Here is a 19,288-nt window from a genome sequence, read left to right on the forward strand (position 1 = left end):
ACACTGATAAGCGTTCGCACCGATTGCTCCCCGTCTCCGGTATCGCGAGCCCATGTCCGACAGTTTCCCTTTGAGCCAGGCACGCGTCGGCGCGCGCGGCGTGATCGTCCAGGTCGGCGACCACGGTGATCACGATGAACACGCCATTGAGCTGGAGCGGCGCCTGTTGGAGTTCGGCCTGGTCGAGGGCGCCCGCATCGAGGTGCTGCACGAGGGCGGCATCAAGCGTGATCCGATCGCCCTCAGGGTCGACGAGGCCGTGGTGGCCCTGCGGCGCCGCGAGGCGGCCAGCCTGATGGTCCGGGCGGACGACGCCGCGTGACCGACGCCGTCCTGCACCACGCCCGGATCGCCCTGGTCGGCAATCCGAATTCCGGCAAGACCGCCCTGTTCAACGCCCTGACCGGGGCCCGGCAAAAGGTCGCCAACTACGCCGGTGTCACCGTCGAGCGGAAGGAGGGCATGATCCGGGGGGCCTCGGGCCGGACGATGTCTGTGGTCGACCTGCCGGGCACCTATTCCCTGCGCGCCCGCAGCCCGGACGAGGAAGTGACCCGCGACGTGGTGCTGGGCCGCTTCGCCGGCGAGGCCTCGCCCGACGTGATGGTGGCCGTGGCCGACGCCACCAATCTGAGGCTGGTGCTGCGCCTGATCCTGGAGCTCAAGGCCGTCGGCCGGCCGATGGTGCTGGCCCTCAACATGTACGACATCGCCGAGCGTCAGGGACTGCGCATCGACATCGAGGGCCTGCGCGCCGAACTCGGCGTGCCGATCGTCACCACCGTGGCGACGAGAAAGCGCGGCCTGGATGACCTGGTCGCCGCCGTCGAGGCCGAACTGGCCGCCCAGCCCGCCAGCCTGCCCTCGGCCTGGACCTCGCCCGACGCCGAGGGTATCCGCGCCGCCCACCGCGAGGCCGGCCGGATCATGCGCGCCCATGTGCGGCCGCCCGAGCATCCGGACACCCTGACCGGCCGGATCGATTCCGTGCTGCTGCACCCCGTATTCGGCCTGGCCATCCTGCTGGGCATTCTCTTCGTCATGTTCCAGGCGGTGTTCGCCTGGGCGGCACCCCTGATGGACGGGATCGAGGCGTTGATGGCGGGACTGGGCGGCCTGGTCGCCGCGGCCCTGCCCGACAATCTGCTGCGCAGCCTGATCATCGACGGCCTGATCTCAGGCGTCGGCAGCGTGCTGGTCTTCCTGCCCCAGATCCTGATCCTGTTCCTGTTCATCATCCTGCTGGAGGACTTCGGCTACATGGCCCGGGCCGCCTTTCTGATGGATCGGATCATGGGCGGGGCGGGGCTGCACGGCCGCGCCTTCATCCCGCTCTTGTCCAGCTTCGCCTGCGCCATCCCCGGAATCATGTCGACGCGGGTGATCGACAACAAACGCGACCGGATGGCCACCATCCTGGTGGCGCCGCTGATGACCTGTTCCGCGCGCATTCCGGTCTACACCCTGATCATCGGGGCCTTCATTCCGCAGCAGACGGTGGGCGGCGTCTTCAATCTGCAGGGGCTGGTGATGTTCGGCCTCTACGCCGCCGGCATCGTCAGCGCCCTGGGCGTGTCGTTCCTGATCCGGCGGGTGTTCTGGCGCGGCCGGGTCGAGCCCTTCATGATGCAGCTGCCGGCCTATAAGGCGCCCGACATCAAGAACGTGGCCTTGAACCTGTGGCAGCGGGCGATGATTTTCATCAATCGAGCCGGCCGGATCATCCTACCGCTGATGGTGCTGATCTGGGTCTTGTCGACCTTCCCTTACCCGCCGGAAGGCGCGACGGGCCCGGCCATCGATTATTCCTTCGCCGGCATGATCGGCCACGCCATCCAGCCGCTGCTGGCGCCCATCGGGTTCAATTGGCAGATGTCGATCGCCCTGGTGCCCGGCATGGCGGCGCGCGAAGTGGCGGTCGCGGCGCTCGGCACCGTCTACGCCGTCGGCGACGCCGAGAGCGCGACGGGGGTCCTGGCTTCGACCCTGGCGGCGCAATGGTCGCTGGCCTCGGGCCTGGCCTTCCTGGCCTGGTACGTCTTCGCGCCCCAGTGCGCCCCGACCCTGGGCGTGGTCAAGCGCGAGACCAACAGCTGGAAATGGCCGATCATCATGTTCGTCTACATGGTCGCCCTGGCCTATCTGGCGGCCTTCGTCGTCTATCAGGGCGCCCGCGCGATCGGTTGGGGCTAGCGGACGCCGACCGAGCGCTTGGCCGGCGGCTCGCTGGCCACGTCCGGGATGGGCAGGCCCATGGCCAGGTTCGTCGCGCGCCACCGCTCCCCTAAGGCGCGATCAAGCTCGGGTAAAAGGCGAAACATGCGTCCGTAGTAGGGACCACCAGGAACGGTCGTGAGCTCGCCGAGAAGGACGCGCTCTCCGTCCGAGTACAGATCCACGCCGAGGAAGTTGACCCCGACATGGGTGGCGATGCGCTCCGCCGTCGCGATCAGCTGGACACCGTTTGGCGGGGGGGTGCTGTCGCCTCGCGTCGCTGTGTCGCCCACGAGCACGTCACTGTCTCCCAGCGGGGCCAGGTCGCCGTCGAAAAAGGCCAGGCTTGCGGGCCGTGTATTGCGGTCGACACGCAGAAGAAAGGCGGCCCGACCGCCGATCACATAGACCTTATAGTCATGCGGAATCCCCGCATTGGCTCCGGTCACCCAGGCTTCGATCAGGAAGCGGTTGCCGGCGCTCGGGCTCTCGTCGATCAGTTCGCGCAGTTTGCGTACGATGGTGTCGGGCCTCAGCCAGACATCGTGCATGGCGTCGTGGCATTGACCCTTGGCGTTGCGCCCAACGATCAGGCGGACACCCTTCTTCGAGGCGTAGCGGGTGGGCTTGATGACGAATGGCGTCGGCCGATCGAAGTCGATGTCCTCAGGCTCATCGTAAATAGCGAGAACCTGGGCTGTCTCCACGCCGCAAGCCAAGGCGATCGCCTTGGCGTCCAGCTTGTCGAACCTCAGACGTTCCGGCGACCGGCGACTGAACCGCGCGTGCAGGAAATCCGTGAAATCGCGGGCCTCGCGCAGCGTGGTCATGATCGTCCGCCCCCGGCGAAAGCCGGAAGGCTCCAGCCCTTGATCAGGGCCCCAGCCCTGACCGCGAACCCGATCGCGGAGGCGACGAAGGCTGCCGGCCAGGGATCGACCCCCAGGCTGCGCATCGCCACGAACAGGGTGGCCGCCAGGATCGCCGCCGAGATATTGATCTCGCGCCTCAGCAGGATTGACGGTTGCCCGGCCAGCAGGTCGCGGATGACGCCGCCGAAACTGGCGGTCAGCGTCCCCATGACGATAGCGATCAGCGGTGCCGCCCCATAGGCCATCGCCTTGGACGCACCCAGCACGCCGTAGGCCACCAGTCCGATCGCATCGAGCCACAGCAGCGCCCGGAATCGCCAGTCGCCGACCTTGATCAGCCACACGGCGACGGCGGCCAGCAGACAGACCGCCATGTAGCGCCAGTCCGCGACCCAGAAGACCGGCGCGCCGATAAGAAGGTCTCTCAGGGTGCCGCCGCCCACGCCGGTGATGGCGGCGAAGAAGGCGAAGGTGACAACATCCTGTTTCAGCCGCGCGGCGGCCAGGGCGCCGGTGGCGGCGAACACCGCCACGCCCGCGAAGTCCAGCACGCCCAGCACGGTGCGCGGCTCGGTCAGTTCGATGGCCAGTCCCGGATTCATGCCGCCGCCTCCAGCCGGACCTCGCCGCGCCTGACCGCGCCATACCACGCCCACAGCAGATGCGCCGCCACGCTTCGATGCGGCGCCCAGACCTCGGCGCGGGCATAGGCGTCCTTTTCGCGCGGGCGAAGCTCAAGCCCGTCGGCCCAGCGCATCGCCTCCTGCAGGGCCACGTCGCCGCCGGGGAACACGTCGGTCCGCCCCTCGCAGAACATCAAATAGGTTTCGGCCGTCCACCGGCCCACGCCCTTTACCGCCATCAGGGCGGCCGTGGCTGCGGCGTCGTTCATCCGCGCCAGATGCGCCTGGTCGATCCGCCCCTCCAGATGGGCGCGGGCGATCTCGTGGCCATAGCGCGCCTTCTGGCCGGACAGACCAAATCCGCGAAGGGTCTCGACGTCGGTGGCCATCACGCGTTCGGGCGTCATCTCGCCGAGCCCGTCGACCACGCGGCGCCAGATGGCGGCGGCGGACGCCACCGAGACCTGCTGCTCGATGATCATCCGCAGCAGCCCCTCGAAGCCGCCAGGTCGCAGGCGCCAAGCGAAGATCGGCGTCACCGCCTCGACCCGCGCAAGCGCCGGATCATTCACGGCCAGCGCGCGTCGCGCGGCGGCGATATCGATGGCGCTGGAGGAGGCGGGGCGCGCGATCATGTGCCCTTCATCGCTCGCCCGCGCCGATGGCGAAAGGGCATAGCCAAAGAGTCTCCGTGACAGCGGCCGAATTCCGCCGGAAGTTGCCTGCGAACGATCCGGGCGGCGCTGCGTTTGCATGGGATCGGATCGCCGAGAGCCTCCTTTCCCGCAATGGGATTGGCGCCTTGGGCGAAGGCTGAGGTGCGATGTTTGAACGTGGGAAGGATCTGCTGAAACTGTTCGCCCGGGCGCGCGCTGGAGAGGACCGCGCCTGGATCGAGCTGATCGACGCCCGCCTGCTGGAGCGCGAGGCCCGCGGTCGGGCCATCGACGGCCGCACCGACAATCGCCGGCCTTCGGAGCGGGCTCTCGCCGTCGCCGCCCTGTGGCGCGAACACGGTCGCCGCACCGGAGCGCGTCTCAGCGCTGAACGCGCCCGCGAGGCCTTGAAGCCGGCCCAGACCAGCAATTCCCGCCGCATCCGCGCCCACGCCGCCGTCGAGGCCGCGCGCCTGGTCTATCAGGAGGTCGCCTTGCGTGGCGGTTCGGCTCGAGCCGCGGAATTGACCGCAGCGCTCGAGGCCGCCGAAACCGTGGCGCCAGGCGATCTGGCACTGACAGCCCTGGCCCTGCGGGCCCAGACATTGGCCGCCGCTGACCCCGAACTGCCGGCCCTGATCGACGCCATGAGCGCCCTGGTACAGCCGCTCCGCGACGCCGGCTTGCATGAGGACGCCACGGAATTGCTGCTCGACCAGGCGGCGACGGCCTTGGGGGCCGGGCTTCGTCTCGCCGATCCGCGCTTGCTGAACCGGGCCGGGCAGGAGCTGCGCGCTCTGGTCCAGGACAGTCATCCCGACCACCGACCGGTCACGCGGGCCCGGGCCCTGCTGCTTTGCGGGGTCGGCATGGCCACTCTGGCCCGGCTGGCGCGAGACGACACCTCGGCCCGCGCCGCCGAGGAGATGTTCAACGCCGCCGCGGGCCAGTTCACCCCCGACCACAGCCCGCTGGACTGGGCGGCAATCGAACTGGCGCGGCCCGGGCCGGCTTCGGGGCCCGGCCGACTGGCGGTGCTGACCCAGGCGGAAGCGCTCACCGCCGGAGAGGGACTGGTGCTCGGCGCTGTGGCGCGTGAACGTCGTCTCGCGGTGGCGACCGAGATGGCCGCGTCCGACGCGGGGCGTCTTCTGCGCCTCGAGGGCCTGGCCCGCCGACGCCTCATCGCCGACCAGTCCACCGATGCGCCGCTGGATTGGGCGGCGGACCAGATCGGCCTCGCGCGGCTATCGATCCGCACCGCGCGCCTGGCCGGGAAAAAGCCTGCGGCCGCCCTGGGTCTGGCCTTGGCCGAAGCCTCGATGGTGGCGCGCGAGGAGGGGGCGCCGGTCCTGGCCGAGCGCGCCGAGGCCCTGTTGGACGAGGCCTTCGTCACCGCCTGACCGGCGTCCGCGATCACGGCGGGGTGATGCAATCGCCGCCGATCCCCTATATGTCGCGGTTCCTCCTCGCTTTCCGTCCGAAAGCCGTCCTCCAGCCCGCGCGTGCGTCATGGCCAGCCTGAAACAGATCCGTTCGACCTTCCTTGATTATTTCGCGGCCGATGGCCACGCCAAAGTCCATTCAGCTCCGCTGGTGCCCCAGAACGATCCCACCCTGATGTTCGTCAACGCGGGCATGGTGCCGTTCAAGGACTATTTCACCGGCGCGGCGACCCCGCCCTATCCGCGTGCGACCTCCAGCCAGAAATGCGTTCGGGCCGGCGGCAAGCACAACGACCTCGACAACGTCGGCTACACCGCGCGCCACCTGACGTTCTTTGAGATGCTGGGCAATTTCTCGTTCGGCGACTATTTCAAGGACCACGCCATCGAGAGCGCGTGGACGCTGGTGACGCGGGACTTCGGCCTGGACCCCAAGCGTCTGCTGGTCACCGTCTATATCGACGACGATGAAGCCGCCGCGATCTGGAAGAAGGTCACGGGCTTTTCCGACGACAAGATCATCCGCATCGCCGGCGCCGACAACTTCTGGGCCATGGGCGACAGCGGCCCCTGCGGGCCGTGCACCGAGATCTTCTGGGACTACGGCGACCACGTGCCCGGCGGCCCGCCGGGATCGCCGGACGAGGACGGCGACCGGTTCGTGGAGATCTGGAACAACGTCTTCATGCAGTTCGAGAAGGAGAACGACGAGATCGTCCGTTCCCTGCCCAAGCCCTCGGTCGACACCGGCATGGGGCTGGAGCGCATGACCTCGGTGCTCCAGGGCAAGAATTCGGTGTTCGACACCGACCTGTTCCAGACCCTGATCGCGGCGTCCGAAGACGCCACCTCGACCCGCGCCGAGGGCGCGCAGGCCGCCAGCCACCGCGTCATCGCCGATCACCTGCGGTCGTCCTGCTTCCTGATCGCCGACGGTGTCACCCCGTCTAACGAAGGACGCGGCTATGTGCTGCGCCGGATCATGCGCCGCGCCATGCGTCATGCGCACCTGCTGGGCGCCCAGGATCCGCTGATGCACCGGCTGGTCCCGACCCTGGTCGACGAGATGGGCGAGGCCTTCCCCGAGCTGAAGCGCGCCCAGGCCTCTGTCGAGGACACGTTGAAGCAAGAAGAAATCCGTTTCCGCACCACGCTGGGCCGCGGCATGGGCCTGCTGGAAGACGCGACGCGGGATCTGCCCGCCGGCGGGACGATCCCCGGCCAGACGGCCTTCTCCCTGTACGACACCTATGGCTTTCCGCTGGACCTGACCCAGGACGAGGCGCGCCGTCGCGGCTTCACCGTCGACACCGCCGCCTTCGACGCGGCGATGGACGAGCAGAAACAGCGCGGCAAGGCCAACTGGAAGGGCTCGGGCCAGACCGCCTCGACGGGCGAATGGCTGGCGCTGAAGGACCGGCTCGGGCCGACCGTCTTCACCGGCTATGACGCCGTGGACGGGTCGGGCGAGGTGCTGGCCATTTTGAAGGACGGGCAGGCGGCGGACGCGGTCGAGGCCGGCGAGATCGCCGAGGTGCTGTTCAACCAGACGCCCTTCTATGGCGAAGGCGGCGGCCAGGCCGGCGACAGGGGCGAGATCGAATGGGCGGGCGGCGAGGGCCGCGTGCTGGACGTGCAGAAACCGGCCGGCGACCTCTACGCCCACACCATTGAAGTGACTTCGGGCCGACTGGCCATCGGGACTCGCGCCCAGCTGCGCGTGACGCCCGACGCCCGCCTGACCACGCGCGCCAACCATTCGGCCGCTCATCTGGTGCACGCCGCGCTCAAAAATGTGCTGGGTCCGCACGTGGCTCAGAAGGGCCAGCTTGTGGACGCCGAGCGCATGCGGTTCGACTTCAGCCACAACGCCCCGGTGACCGAGGATGAGCTGGCGCGGATCGAGGCCGAGGTAAACGCCGTGATCCGTCAGAACCTGCCGGCACAGGCCAGGCTGATGGCGCCTGACGACGCCATCGCGGCCGGCGCGGTGGCCCTGTTCGGCGAGAAGTACGGCGACGAGGTTCGCGTGCTGACGCTGGGCAAGGCGCTGACCGGCGAGGGTGACTATTCCGTCGAGCTGTGCGGCGGCACCCATGTCGCCCGCACCGGTGACATCGGCCTGTTCAAGATCGTTTCGGAGACGGGCATCGCGTCGGGCGTGCGGCGGGTCGAGGCCCTCACCGGCGAGGCGGCCCGGCTGTACCTCGACGGCCAGGCCCGGATCGCCCGAAGCCTGGCGCAGGGCTTCAAGGTGCAGCCGGCCGACGTGCCGGCTCGGGTCGAGGCGCTGTCGGGTTCGGTCAAGGCGCTGGAGAAACAGGTCGCCGAACTCAAGAAGCAGCTCGCCCTGGGCGGTGGCTCGGGCGCGGACGCCGCCCCGGAAGAGATCAACGGCGTCAAACTGATCGCGCGGGTTCTCGAGGGAGTCGACGGCAAGGGCCTGCGCGGCGTCGCCGAGGACTTCCGCAAACAGGTCGGCTCCGGCGTCGTGGCTCTGATCGGGGTCACCGAGGGCAAGGCGGCGGTCACCGTCGCCGCCACCTCCGATATGGCCGGGAAGGTCAACGCGGCCGATCTGGCGCGCGCAGCGGTGTTGGCGATGGGCGGGCAGGGCGCCGGCGGCAAGCCGGATTTCGCCCAAGGCGGCGCCCCCGACGGGTCGAAGGCCGAGGCCGGACTTCAAGCGGTTCGGAACGTCTTGGCCGGCTAAGGGTCAGAGGCTTCGCCACAAAGAAACGCCCGCCGCGATCGGATCGCGGCGGGCGTCATCGTTTGAGGTCGTCCTGACGGTCAGTTGCCGGCGCGGTCGATGGCCAGGAAGATGCCGGCCGTCTGGAACAGCGTCTGGGTCAGGTCGCGGATGAACGGCAGCAAGGTCGAATCCGGCTTGCCGACCACCAGGATGCGATCGCCAGGCTGCACGCGCCGATCCGGACGAATGCGGCCGTCCGGGCGGAACACCAGCACGTTTCGACGATCCGCGCGCGGCGTGTAGCCGCCGGCCAGCCTCACGTAGTCGCTGACATTGCTGCGCCCGGTGAAGATGGTCGTCTGAGGGGCATGAACCTCGCCCGCGATGGTCACCACCTGCGAATAGCCGGGCACGACGATGACGTCGCCGGTCTCCAGACGGACGGCGTTCAGGTCCTGATCGCCGAGCGCAAGGATACCCAGAGGCTCGACCTGACGGGCGCGCTCAATCCATTCGCTGACGAAGCTCAGCGACTGGGCCCGCGCGGCGGCTTCCGATGGGCCGCGCGAGGGGGCGGTGAACATGGCCCGCTCCAGCCGGGCCAGGCCGTCGTCCAGAAGCTGCTTCTGGGTCTGGCGCACGCTTTCGCGGCGGATGTAGATATTGGCCATGTCGGCCTCGGGCGAGATCGGCGCCTGGGCCAGCACCGAGGCCACCGTCGAGCCACGCAACACGGAGAACACCGAGGGACCGCCGGCCGTGCCCTCGACGCGCACCAGGATTTCGGCGGCGCGTACGTCGCTCTCGAACTGGACCCTGTCGCCGTCGTACAGCGGGAAGTTCACGAACTCGGCCATTGGCACATAGGCCGAAAAGGGCATCCCCTGGCGGACGCCGACCACGGCGACGTGACTGACGTCCGGGCGCGGGCGCGCGAAGGCCATGATTTCGCCGCCCAGGCCGGTCGGCTGGGCCAGTTCGAAGGTGTAGGGCGCGCGCACGTCGCCCGAGACGGAGACGATCGATCCCTGGTCGCCGACGACGATGGCGTCGCCGTTGCGGAAATTGACCTGAGGGCTCAGGCCCTGCTGCAGGAAGTCATAGATGTCGGCTTCGGCGATGGTCTGACCCTGCCGGACCACGCGGATGCGGCGATAGCTGCCGCGTTCCGGATCAATGCCGCCGGCGCGCTGAAGATAGCTGACGATGGCGTCATCCGACCCTCCGGCGTAGGCCCCGGGACGTTCGACCGGACCCGTGACCAGAACCTGGATGCTGGCCGCCGCCACCGGGGCGGCATAGACCTGAACGCCAGACGAATAGATCTGACGACTGGCCCGCTCGATCACACCCGGTGCGTTTCCGGCTGTGACGCCCGCCAGACGCACCGGCCCGACGCCGGGCACCAGCACATTGCCCTGGCTGTCGATAGCCAGCTCTTGGTCGCTATCAACGAGACCGTACAGGGTCACTCTGACCCGGTCGCCCGGCTTCAGGACATAGCCGGAATCGACGATGGTGTTGTCGCCGTCCGCTGGCGTCGACAGGAACAGCTCCGAACCGAGAGGCGGCGGCCGGAAGCCGCGGGCGTCATCGCGCACCAGAGCCTCGGGCCCCAGCACAGAGCGTTCGGTCTGAGGCGTCTGAACCGGCGCGGTGGTTCCCTGGGATTGAGCGCCGGCGGCGGACCCCAGCAGCAAGACGGGGGCGACGACGAGCGCCGCGATGGCGTTGCGCGCCTTTGAGAGCACGGTCATTCCCCAGGTCATTCCATGTGGTCCCGAATGATCGAATAGGTCAGGGCGCCGATGCTCCAGATCAGAGCCGAGGCGATAAGCAGGGCCAGCACATTGCTGAGCCGGCTCCAGCGGTCATTGGTCTGCGGCAATTCCGGCGGCACGTAGGCGATGACGTATTTGCGGTCCGTCATGTCCTGACGCCGGGCGGCCTCGCCGGCCGCCAGAGCACTCTGATAGGCCGTCTGGGCGAACTCATAATCCATGAGCACCGCCTGGGCCTCGATCTGGCCGGCGGCGGCGCCTTCCCCGGGCGACGACATCGCGGCTGAAACGGCGCGGGCGCGTTCGCCTTCCAGGGCGGCGATTTCCTGGCGAAGCTGGCGGATCTGTGGAGCGCTCGGCTGATAGATCTGGGTCGCCGACGCAAGTTCGGTGCGCTTGGCGGCCAGCTGGCTATCCAAGGCGCCGACCAGACCGGCGGCCTGTTCCTGCGGCGTGTTCACATCCACCGAGGAGCGTGTCCCCTGGAGTGCGGCCAAGCGATCTCGGGCGGTTTCGTACTCGGTGCGCTTGCGCTCTATTTCCTGACGCGCGGCCGCCGACAGATCGCTCATGGCGCGGTCGGACATGGTGTTGACCAGCTCTTCGCCGAGCATCAGCACGCCGTTCGTCAGTCTCAGCGCGTCTTCCGCGCGATAAGCCGCGATCTGCACCGTCGTCGCCGAGGTGGCGGGATCGAAGCTCATCTCGACCTTGTCGCGCCAGAAGTTGGTGGCGCGTTCCAGCGGCGCGTTGCGCGGCAGGTACGAAAAAGGATCCAGTGTCGGGCGCGAATAGGCCTCGTTGAAGCCGAAGCGAGCGCGCAGCTTCTCGACCATGGCGGGTGAACGGATGAAGTCGTCGACGATGCGGGCGTCTGTCGACGTAGAGGTCGCGCCCACCAGGCCGATGGCGCTCAGCGCATCGCCGCCGCCGGACTGGGCGCCGCGCACCGCATAGGCCGCCGTGGCGGTGTACTGCGGCGGGGCAAGCAGCAGCAGATAGAGGAAATAGATCAGGGCCGGGCCCAGGATCACGACGAGGGCTGAGCGCGCCAGAATGGTGCGTCGCCGAAGCGTGCGCTGGCGCGCATTCGAGACGGGGGTGTCCAGACTGGTCATCGGCGCCTCGCCACCACTTCCATGTAGAATTCCTCCGCCGCGTCCAGATCCTCGAACGGCGTGACATTGCCGTCGTCAATGACGACCGCGCGCGTGCAGAAGTCGCGGATCGTGTTCATGTTATGGGACGTCATGATAATGTCCGACCTCGACTTGCGCCGCTCGAAGGCGTCACGGGACTTCTGACGAAACCGCGCATCCCCCGCGCTCAGTCCTTCGTCGATCAGATAGACCTGAAAGTCCACCGCCATGCTCATGCCAAACGCCAGGCGTCCGCGCATGCCTGAGGAATAGGTCCTGACCGGCTCGTGGAAATAGGGACCCAGATCGGCGAAGTCCTCGACGAAAGCCTCGGCTCTCTTGATGTCGATGTCGTACAGGCGGCAGACGAACTTCAGGTTCTCGGCGCCCGTCAGGGCGCCGTTGAAGGTGTTGGTGATGCCTAGGGGCGGCGACACCGTCACCGTCTTCACCACCTTGCCCCGATCGGGCTTCTCCACCCCGCCGATCATTCGCAACAGCGTGGACTTGCCGGCGCCGTTCAGTCCGAGAACCGCGGTGGAGGCGCCCCTGTAGAAGGCAAGGTTGGTGGGTTTGATGACCCGTTTCACGCCATAGCGTGTGTTGTAGGTCTTCTCGATGTCGACGAGCTCGATCACCGGATCACTCGTCCACGAAGGTGGAAATGGCGATCAGCCATTCCATCAGCAGGCCGATGGCGAGGAAGATCAGCCCGATCCAAAGCGGAAACCACGGATTATAGAAGTCGCTCTCGAAACCCGGGATAACCCCGTCCCTCAACCACTCGATGGTGTGGGCGAGGGGATTGTACTTCATCAGGGCCCGCGGCCCCGTCGGCAGGCTGGCGAAGGTGTACCAAAGGCCGGAGGTGAAGAAGAGCACCCGGCCCAGCCGCGACATGACCTGGCCCCACAGCTGGAAGACCCGGCCGATCTGGCTGGAGAGCACGGCGCTGCCGTAGCAGAGGAAGACCAGACAGCCGAGAGCGCTGATGGCGGTGAAGGGCTCGTCGACCCACGCGTTCAGCGGCACGTCCATGAAGGCCCACAGCCCCACCACGAACAGCAGGACGACCAGCCCGCTGATGGACAGTTCCAGCAGGGTTCGCGCCACGACGATGTGGAAGGGCCGGATTTGCGGATAGTTGAGCAAACCCCGGTTGGAGGTGATCGCGCCCGCGCCCTGGACCGCCGCATTCCGCCACGCGATGACCGGGATGATGCCGGTGATGAAGAAGACGGACAGATATTCCCCGGCAGCCGCCTGGCGGCCTAGATAGGTGAAGATCACCATCATGATGATGACCAGCATCATGGGATTGATGATGGCCCATACGAAGCCGGCCGACCGCCGACCGTAGCGGGTCAGGGCCTCGCGGAGCATCATGGCCTCAACCACGCGCCAGCTCCGCACCACTTTGGGCCAGAAATCAGTCTTCAGATTTCGGAACAGGCCGTCGCCGCCCAGCAGGCGTTCAATCAAAGATAACGGGCCGGCGTTCCCCGGGCCGCCTCGCGGCGTGCCCGACCCGGATCCATACGGGAAGGAACTGAGACTCATGTGGCTGTGATACGCCCCGCTCCGGTTATCAGATGGTTAGCAGCATATCGGGGCCGGCGACAATCGCGCCCGTCACGAGACGTAACCGGCCAGGATCAGTTCGCCGATGTGAGCGACCGCGACCGGCCGACCGTCCTCGACGACGAAGAGGTTCGAAATGTGGTTGTCGGCCAGAATATCGATCACCTCGCTCATCCGCTGGTCGGGTCCGACGGTCTTGGGTCGCGGGTTCATCATGTCGGCGGCGGTCAGGCTTGAGATGTCGTTGGAGAAGGCGCGGCGTACGTCGCCGTCGGTGATCATTCCGACCAGCAAACCATCCGCGCCCGTCACGGCGACACAGCCCTGACGTCCCTTGGTGATCGCCGAGACCACCTCGGCGAAGGCGGCGCCTGGGGCCACGGTCGCAGGCTCCACCGTCTTCAACTGCATCCATTCGCGCACGGACTGGAGCCGCATCCCCAAGGCTCCGCCCGGATGCCTTGCGCCGAAGTCCTCGGCCGAAAAGCCCCGCTCCTTCATCAGCACCATGGCCAGGGCGTCGCCTATGGCTAAGGTCATCAGGGTGGAGGTCGTCGGCGCCAGATTGTTCGGACAGGCCTCCTGGACCTTGGGCAGCATCAGAGAGACGGTCGACATCCGCTCCAGAAAACTGCCGCGTCGCTGGGTGATCCCGATAACCGGAATGTCATTGCGCTGGCAAAATAGAAGCGGGTCACGCAATTCGCGGCTCTCGCCCGAGTTGGAGATGGCCAACAGGGTGACGTCACCGCGCAGCATGCCCAGGTCGCCGTGGCTCATCTCGGCCGGATGGACGAAGAAGGCGTTCGTGCCGGTCGACGCCAGGGTCGCGGCGATCTTGCCGCCGATGTGACCGGACTTTCCCATGCCCGTGACCACCACATAGCCGTCACGGCCCAGTATGATCCGGACCGCTTGGGCGATCCGCTCGTCCAGCGCCGCCGAGAGGGCTTGAAGCGCCTGGATGTTTAGGCCGATGACGTCGCGCGCCGCCTCCACCATGGATCGGGTGTCGTCGGGCGTGTCGGAAGTCGTCATGACGCCTGCATAGCCCGAAGCGTGGCCAAGGCAAGGCGAGGGGGCAGCGGTGGGTGAAACGCAAAGTGTGCGCCTGCGAACATTTTCGCCAACCCTTTGGCCGCTTCGGCGTTGCCTTGGCCTGCCTATCGTTCTTCTGGAAGCCATGCCGATCGCCGAAGCCGCGCGCCTCAAGCTCGCCCCCCCCAGCCTGTCTGCGGACAGCATCGCCCTGTTTCTCGACCTCGATGGAGTTCTGGCGGCGATCGCCTCGACACCGGAAGGCGTTGTCGAAGACCCCGAACGCACGGCCATGCTGCGGCGACTTCAGGACCGGTTGCAGGGACGGCTGGCGGTGATCAGCGGGCGCGAGATCGCTGAGATCGACCGGATATGCGGAGGCGCCGTGAAGGTAGCTGCGGGCATCCACGGACTGGAGCGGCGGCATCCCGATGGGCGTATCGACCGGTTGGAGCCGTCGGCCGGCGTGGCCAGGGCTCTGACGGAAATGACGACTTTCGCCGAGGACTGGCCAGGCGTGCGCGTCGAGGACAAGGGACTGGCGGCCGGTTTGCATTACCGGCAGGCCCCGGAAGCGGAGCAGGCCGCGCGTGAACTGTCCGAGGCGCTGGCGGCGCGCCACGACCTGATCGTCCAGCCCGGCCATATGATACACGAACTCAAGACCCCAGGCGCCGACAAGGGACGGGCTCTGGCCGCCTTCATGGAGGAGGCGCCGTTCAGGGGCTTCACTCCGATCATGCTCGGCGACGACCTGACCGATGAGTTCGGCTTCGAGGCGGCGGCGCGGCTGGGCGGTGGCGGGGTGCTGGTCGGACCCGAGCGCCAGACCCACGCTCGCTGGGGGCTCGCCGATCAACCGGCGGCGATGGCGTGGCTGGAAGCCCTGTCGCGAAGCTCGTGTCCGGAGACGTCTCAATGACCCAGCCGCCGGAACATGTCACCACTCCCAAGGTCGAGCGTCCTGCGCCCGTCGCGCCATCGGTTGATCTCGCTCCCATCGGCAATTGTTCGGTCAGCGCCCTGATCGACCGAGAGGGCCGTTTCGTCTGGGCGTGCGCGCCCAGGGTTGACGGCGATCCGGTCTTCTCAGCCCTGATGGACGGCGCCGATCCAGAGCACGGCTTCTGGTCGATCGAACTGGAGGGGCTGAAACACGCCAGCCAGGCCTACGTCCGAAACACGCCGGTGTTGCGCACCGTGCTGACCGCGGAGGACGGCTCGGCGGTGGAGATCATCGATTTCTGCCCCCGTCATCCCAAACATTCTCGCACCTATCGGCCGCTGGCCTACGGTCGGGTCATCCGCCCGCTGGAGGGCGCGCCGCGCGTCACCGTTCGTCTTAGACCCGCCGCCGGGTGGGGCGAGCGCCGCGCCGAGCGGACCTCGGGCTCCAATCACATCCGCTATCTTTGCCAGGACGTTATCCTGCGCCTGACAACCGACTGCCCGGTGTCGCATGTGCTGGAGGAGCGGACCTTTCGTCTGGAGCGGCCCTACGCCTTCTTCCTCGGCCCCGACGAGGGCTATGACCAGGAGGTCGGCGCCGGCGTACAGGCGTCTCTGGATCGAACCGTCGCCTATTGGCAGGACTGGGTGCGCAAGCTCTACCTGCCGCTGGACTGGCAGGAGGCGGTGATCCGCGCCGCGATCACGCTAAAGCTATGCGCCTATGAGGAGACCGGGGCCATCGTCGCGGCCCTGACCACCTCGGTGCCGGAATTCCCTGAAAGCGGCCGTAACTGGGACTATCGCTACTGCTGGATCCGCGACGCCTATTACACGGTTCGGGCGCTGAACCGGCTGGGCGCGGTCGATATCCTGGAAAATTATCTCGGCTATCTGCGCAATCTGGTCGACGATTCGGGCGGGGGCCATGTCCAGCCGGTCTATGGCGTGGGCCTCGAGCCCGGCATCGGCGAGCGGATTGTCGAGACGGTCGAGGGTTATCGCGGGATGAAGCCGGTGCGCATCGGCAATCAGGCCCACGAGCACCTGCAGCACGATGTCTACGGCCAGATCGTCCTACCGCTGGTTCAGGCCTTCTGGGACCACCGGCTGATCCGGCCCGGTACGATCGAAGACTTCTTCTCACTGGAAAAGGTCGGCGAGCGCGCCTTCGCCATGCATGATCAGACCGACGCCGGGCTGTGGGAGTTCCGCACCATCGCCCGGGTGCACACCTATTCTTCGGTCATGTGCTGGGCCGCCTGCGATCGTCTCGCAAAGGCGGCCGAGAAGCTGGGCCTTCGGGAACGCGCCGATGTCTGGTTCGATCGCGCCCGAACCATCCGCAAGCGGATCGAACAAGAGGCCTTCCTGCCCGACGAAGGCCGCTTCGCCGCCAGCTTCGGCGGGACGGAACTGGACGCCTCGCTTCTACAGCTGGTCGATCTCGGCTTCCTCGACCCGATGGACCCTCGCCAGGTGGAAACCTTCAAGGCCATCGAGCGCGACCTGAAGAAGGGCTCCTACCTGTTCCGCTATGTCGAGCCCGACGATTTCGGCGAGCCGGAGACGGCCTTCAATTTCTGCACCTTCTGGTTCATCGAGGCGCTGCACCTCAACGGCCGCACCGAGGAGGCACGCGAGATCTTCGAGGAGATGCTCAGCCGCCGCACCCATGCCGGGCTGCTGAGTGAGGACATCGCCATCGAGACCAACGAGCTGTGGGGAAACTATCCGCAGACCTATTCGCTTGTCGGCATCATCAACTGTGCCGTTCTGCTGAGCCGGTCCTGGACCGAGGCCCGGTGACGCGCGCGAGGGGAGGGAACCGTTGAGCCGCCTTATCGTCGTTTCCAACCGCGTCTCTGCGCCCAAAGACCCCGCAGCCGGTTCCGCGGGGGGGCTGGCCATGGCTCTATCGGCGGCGCTCAGGAAATATGACGGCCTGTGGTTCGGCTGGTCGGGCGAAACGGTCGAGACCTTCAAGCCCGAGGCCCAGTTCGAGGACCGTGCCGGGGTGACGGTGGCCCTAGTCGATCTCGAGGCCCAGGACGTTGACGAGTACTACAACGGCTACGCCAACAAGACGCTGTGGCCGCTGTTTCACCACCGGGTCGATCTGACGGAGTATGAGAGGTCATACGGCGAGGGCTATGAGCGGACCAACGCCCGCTTCGCCGAAGTGCTGGCGCCGCTGATCCAGCCGGACGACCTGATCTGGATCCACGACTATCACATGATCCCGCTGGCGCGGGATCTGCGCCGGCGTGGCATCACCAACAAGATCGGCTTTTTTCTCCATACGCCCTGGCCGGCGCGTCAGCTGCTGGTGACGCTGCCGTATCATCGCCGACTGGTCGAATCGATGTTCGACTTCGACCTGTTGGGCTTCCACACCCGCGAGTGGCTGGACCTGTTTCGCGATTATGTGGCGTCCGAGCCAGACATCCACGGCAAACTGCTGGCCAATGACGCTATGGAAGCGTTCGGCAAGACGGTTCAGGCCGGCGTCTTCCCGATCGGTATTGATGTCGACGCCTTCGTCGAGGCCCGCAATTCGGCGCTGGGCAATCGGACTTATGACCGAATGGCGGCATCCTCAGCTTTCCGGTCGATGATCGTCGGCGTGGATCGGCTCGACTATTCCAAAGGTCTTGAGCAGCGGATGCTCGGCTATGAGCAGTTTCTGCACGACAACCCGGAAATGCGCGGAGAGGTGTTCCTGCTTCAGGTCACGCCGATCAGCCGCGACGAGGTCGATACCTATCAGGACATCCGCCAGCGGCTCGATGCGCTGTCGGGCCGGATTAACGGCGAGTATGCCGACATGGACTGGCAGCCGATCCGCTATCTCAATCGCACCTTCCGTCGCGACCAGCTGGCTGGCGTCTATCGCGCCGCCAAGGTGGGACTGGTCACCCCGTTGCGAGACGGCATGAACCTGGTGGCCAAGGAGTACGTCGCGGCGCAGTCGCCCGAAGACCCTGGGGTGCTGATCCTGTCGCGCTTCGCCGGCGCAGCCGAGCAGATGGGGGAGGCCCTGCTGGTCAACCCCTTCAGTCGCGAGGAGCTGTCCGACGCCATCAAGCGCGCGCTGGTGATGCCGTTGGCGGAGCGCCGGCGGAAGTGGGAGTCGCTCATGCAGGTGGTGCGCGACACGGACGTCGGCGTCTGGCGGGACGACTTCGTGGCCAGTCTCAGAGCCGTCGATCCGCAGTGAAGCGGCCCCGGCGTCGTGTGATCAAGGCTTGGCGGCTTCCCGCTATCCAAGGCTGCAGCTTTGCTGTATCAGTCACCTTGAGGGCAAGCCCGGTCGTGCGAAGAGTGCATGGCGGCGTGTAGCCTCGGCGCCACACTCTCCGGATTGGTGTGAGCACGAGGAACCGTCGCCGTTGGTCTTCGTTCGGTCTGCTCTGGCGCCGCGCGACGGCGTGGGGCATGTAAGTTTTTCTCACTGAATGAGGGTCAATATGAAGGTCAAGCTTCTCGCAAGCGCCGCCGTCGCCGGCTTGCTGGCTGCTGGCGCCGCCCAAGCCGATCCAAACGGCTTCTACGGCGCTGTCGATGCCGGCATGCACTGGGTCGACGACTACAACATGTCGTCTGACTTGGGTCCGGTCTGGGACTGGTCGGCGTCCTCCAGCGGCGGTTGGACCGTCCTGGGTCGCCTCGGCTATCGCTTTAACGAAAACTTCCGCGCTGAACTGGAAGGCGGTTATCGCTCGGGCGATATCGGCACCGTTCGTCGCGAAGGTGACAGCAACGTCGCTCCGTCGGGTCTCTGCAACCTGACTCCGGCCAACGGCGATTGCTTCTCGCCGGAAGGTGACATCGAGTCGAATTCGTTGATGCTGAACGCCATCTACGACTTCGGTTCGGCCGACTCGCGTTTCCGCCCCTTCCTGGGCGCGGGCGTTGGCGTCAACCGCATCAACATCAACACCATCGGGCGCATCCGCAATGATCGCGACGCGACCCTGGCTGCGGACGACGACAAGGCGAGCTTTGCCTGGCAGGGCCTGGCCGGCTTCGCTTTCGCTCTGAGCGAGCGCGCGAACCTGGACCTGACCTATCGCTACCTGGCGTCTGACGCCGAGTGGGATTCGTTCACGACCGGCGCCCCGGCGCTCGGAACCTTCGAAGGCGACTTCCGCGATCACTCGGTGACCCTGGGTCTGCGCTACAGCTTCGGTGCGGTTGATGCGCCGCCGCCGCCGCCTCCGCCGGCTCCGCCGCCGCCGCCTCCCCCGCCGCCGCCTCCCCCGCCGCCCCCGCCGCCGCCTCCGGCCCCGGCTC

At 67.0% G+C, this 19,288-nt stretch carries 16 protein-coding genes; 8 read left to right on the forward strand and 8 right to left on the reverse strand.

Features of this window, described 5'->3' with window-relative positions; translation table 11 throughout:
- The first annotated feature begins 52 nt into the window (after positions 1–52).
- Both EES48_RS12385 and feoB read left to right on the forward strand, forming a co-directional pair.
- A complete protein-coding gene (locus EES48_RS12385) occupies positions 53–322 on the forward strand; it encodes a FeoA family protein (RefSeq protein ID WP_122467478.1) in 270 nt (89 codons plus the stop codon).
- Positions 319–2,193 carry a ferrous iron transporter B gene (gene feoB / locus EES48_RS12390; protein WP_122467481.1) on the forward strand — a complete coding sequence of 625 codons (1,875 nt, stop codon included), beginning with the start codon at positions 319–321 and terminating at the stop codon, positions 2,191–2,193. The genes EES48_RS12385 and feoB overlap by 4 nt, the downstream gene beginning before the upstream one ends.
- Here the strand turns inward: feoB and EES48_RS12395 are convergent.
- From EES48_RS12395 to EES48_RS12405, 3 genes are read right to left on the reverse strand one after another with little or no spacing between them, the layout of a single operon-like run.
- Positions 2,190–3,044, reverse strand: a complete 855-nt coding sequence (locus tag EES48_RS12395) for an ATP-grasp fold amidoligase family protein (RefSeq protein WP_122467486.1) — start codon at positions 3,042–3,044, stop codon at positions 2,190–2,192. The genes feoB and EES48_RS12395 overlap by 4 nt on opposite strands.
- Positions 3,041–3,688, reverse strand: a complete 648-nt coding sequence (locus EES48_RS12400) for a trimeric intracellular cation channel family protein (RefSeq protein WP_122467490.1) — start codon at positions 3,686–3,688, stop codon at positions 3,041–3,043. The genes EES48_RS12395 and EES48_RS12400 overlap by 4 nt, the downstream gene beginning before the upstream one ends.
- Complete coding sequence (locus EES48_RS12405; RefSeq protein WP_122467496.1) at positions 3,685–4,344, reverse strand: DNA-3-methyladenine glycosylase family protein; 660 nt, start codon at positions 4,342–4,344, stop codon at positions 3,685–3,687. The genes EES48_RS12400 and EES48_RS12405 overlap by 4 nt, the downstream gene beginning before the upstream one ends.
- A 188-nt stretch (positions 4,345–4,532) precedes the next feature.
- On the opposite strand from EES48_RS12405, the gene EES48_RS12410 reads away from it, so the two are divergent.
- Positions 4,533–5,768 (forward strand): hypothetical protein, encoded by a 1,236-nt coding sequence (locus EES48_RS12410; protein WP_122467501.1) that lies wholly within the window; start codon positions 4,533–4,535, stop codon positions 5,766–5,768.
- A 109-nt stretch (positions 5,769–5,877) separates the two neighbouring features.
- Positions 5,878–8,523 carry an alanine--tRNA ligase gene (gene alaS / locus EES48_RS12415; RefSeq protein WP_122467506.1) on the forward strand — a complete coding sequence of 882 codons (2,646 nt, stop codon included), beginning with the start codon at positions 5,878–5,880 and terminating at the stop codon, positions 8,521–8,523.
- A gap of 80 nt (positions 8,524–8,603) precedes the next feature.
- Here the strand turns inward: alaS and EES48_RS12420 are convergent, their stop codons facing one another.
- The 5 genes from EES48_RS12420 to EES48_RS12440 all read right to left on the reverse strand — a co-directional run bounded on the left by EES48_RS12420 (position 8,604) and on the right by EES48_RS12440 (position 14,044).
- Positions 8,604–10,262, reverse strand: a complete 1,659-nt coding sequence (locus EES48_RS12420) for a polysaccharide biosynthesis/export family protein (RefSeq protein WP_162998145.1) — start codon at positions 10,260–10,262, stop codon at positions 8,604–8,606.
- Positions 10,263–10,270: 8 nt separating this feature from the next.
- Entirely contained in the window at positions 10,271–11,404 is a 1,134-nt protein-coding gene (locus tag EES48_RS12425; protein ID WP_122467515.1) for a KpsE/RkpR family capsule polysaccharide export protein, read from the reverse strand.
- Positions 11,401–12,063: an ABC transporter ATP-binding protein gene (locus EES48_RS12430; RefSeq protein WP_122467519.1), complete on the reverse strand. Its 663-nt coding sequence runs from the start codon at positions 12,061–12,063 to the stop codon at positions 11,401–11,403. The genes EES48_RS12425 and EES48_RS12430 overlap by 4 nt, the downstream gene beginning before the upstream one ends.
- Positions 12,064–12,067: 4 nt before the next feature.
- Positions 12,068–12,907, reverse strand: a complete 840-nt coding sequence (locus tag EES48_RS12435; RefSeq protein WP_162998146.1) for an ABC transporter permease — start codon at positions 12,905–12,907, stop codon at positions 12,068–12,070.
- Between the two features lie 150 nt (positions 12,908–13,057).
- The gene (locus EES48_RS12440) at positions 13,058–14,044 is read right to left on the reverse strand and encodes a KpsF/GutQ family sugar-phosphate isomerase (RefSeq protein WP_122467527.1); all 987 of its coding nucleotides are present in this window, start codon (positions 14,042–14,044) and stop codon (positions 13,058–13,060) included.
- Positions 14,045–14,189: 145 nt separating this feature from the next.
- On the opposite strand from EES48_RS12440, the gene otsB reads away from it, so the two are divergent.
- The 4 genes from otsB to EES48_RS15040 form a co-directional block, all read left to right on the forward strand.
- Complete coding sequence (otsB, locus tag EES48_RS12445) at positions 14,190–14,966, forward strand: trehalose-phosphatase (protein WP_122467530.1); 777 nt, start codon at positions 14,190–14,192, stop codon at positions 14,964–14,966.
- Entirely contained in the window at positions 14,963–16,801 is a 1,839-nt protein-coding gene (locus EES48_RS12450; RefSeq protein WP_122467535.1) for a glycoside hydrolase family 15 protein, read from the forward strand. Before otsB ends, EES48_RS12450 begins: the two co-directional genes overlap by 4 nt.
- A gap of 22 nt (positions 16,802–16,823) precedes the next feature.
- Positions 16,824–18,212, forward strand: a complete 1,389-nt coding sequence (locus EES48_RS12455; protein ID WP_122467544.1) for an alpha,alpha-trehalose-phosphate synthase (UDP-forming) — start codon at positions 16,824–16,826, stop codon at positions 18,210–18,212.
- Positions 18,213–18,462: 250 nt separating this feature from the next.
- A partial coding sequence (locus tag EES48_RS15040) for an outer membrane protein (RefSeq protein WP_205679460.1) occupies positions 18,463–19,288 on the forward strand: 826 nt, incomplete at its 3' end.

Source organism: Brevundimonas lutea (assembly GCF_003704105.1).
GTDB classification, from domain to species: domain Bacteria; phylum Pseudomonadota; class Alphaproteobacteria; order Caulobacterales; family Caulobacteraceae; genus Brevundimonas; species Brevundimonas lutea.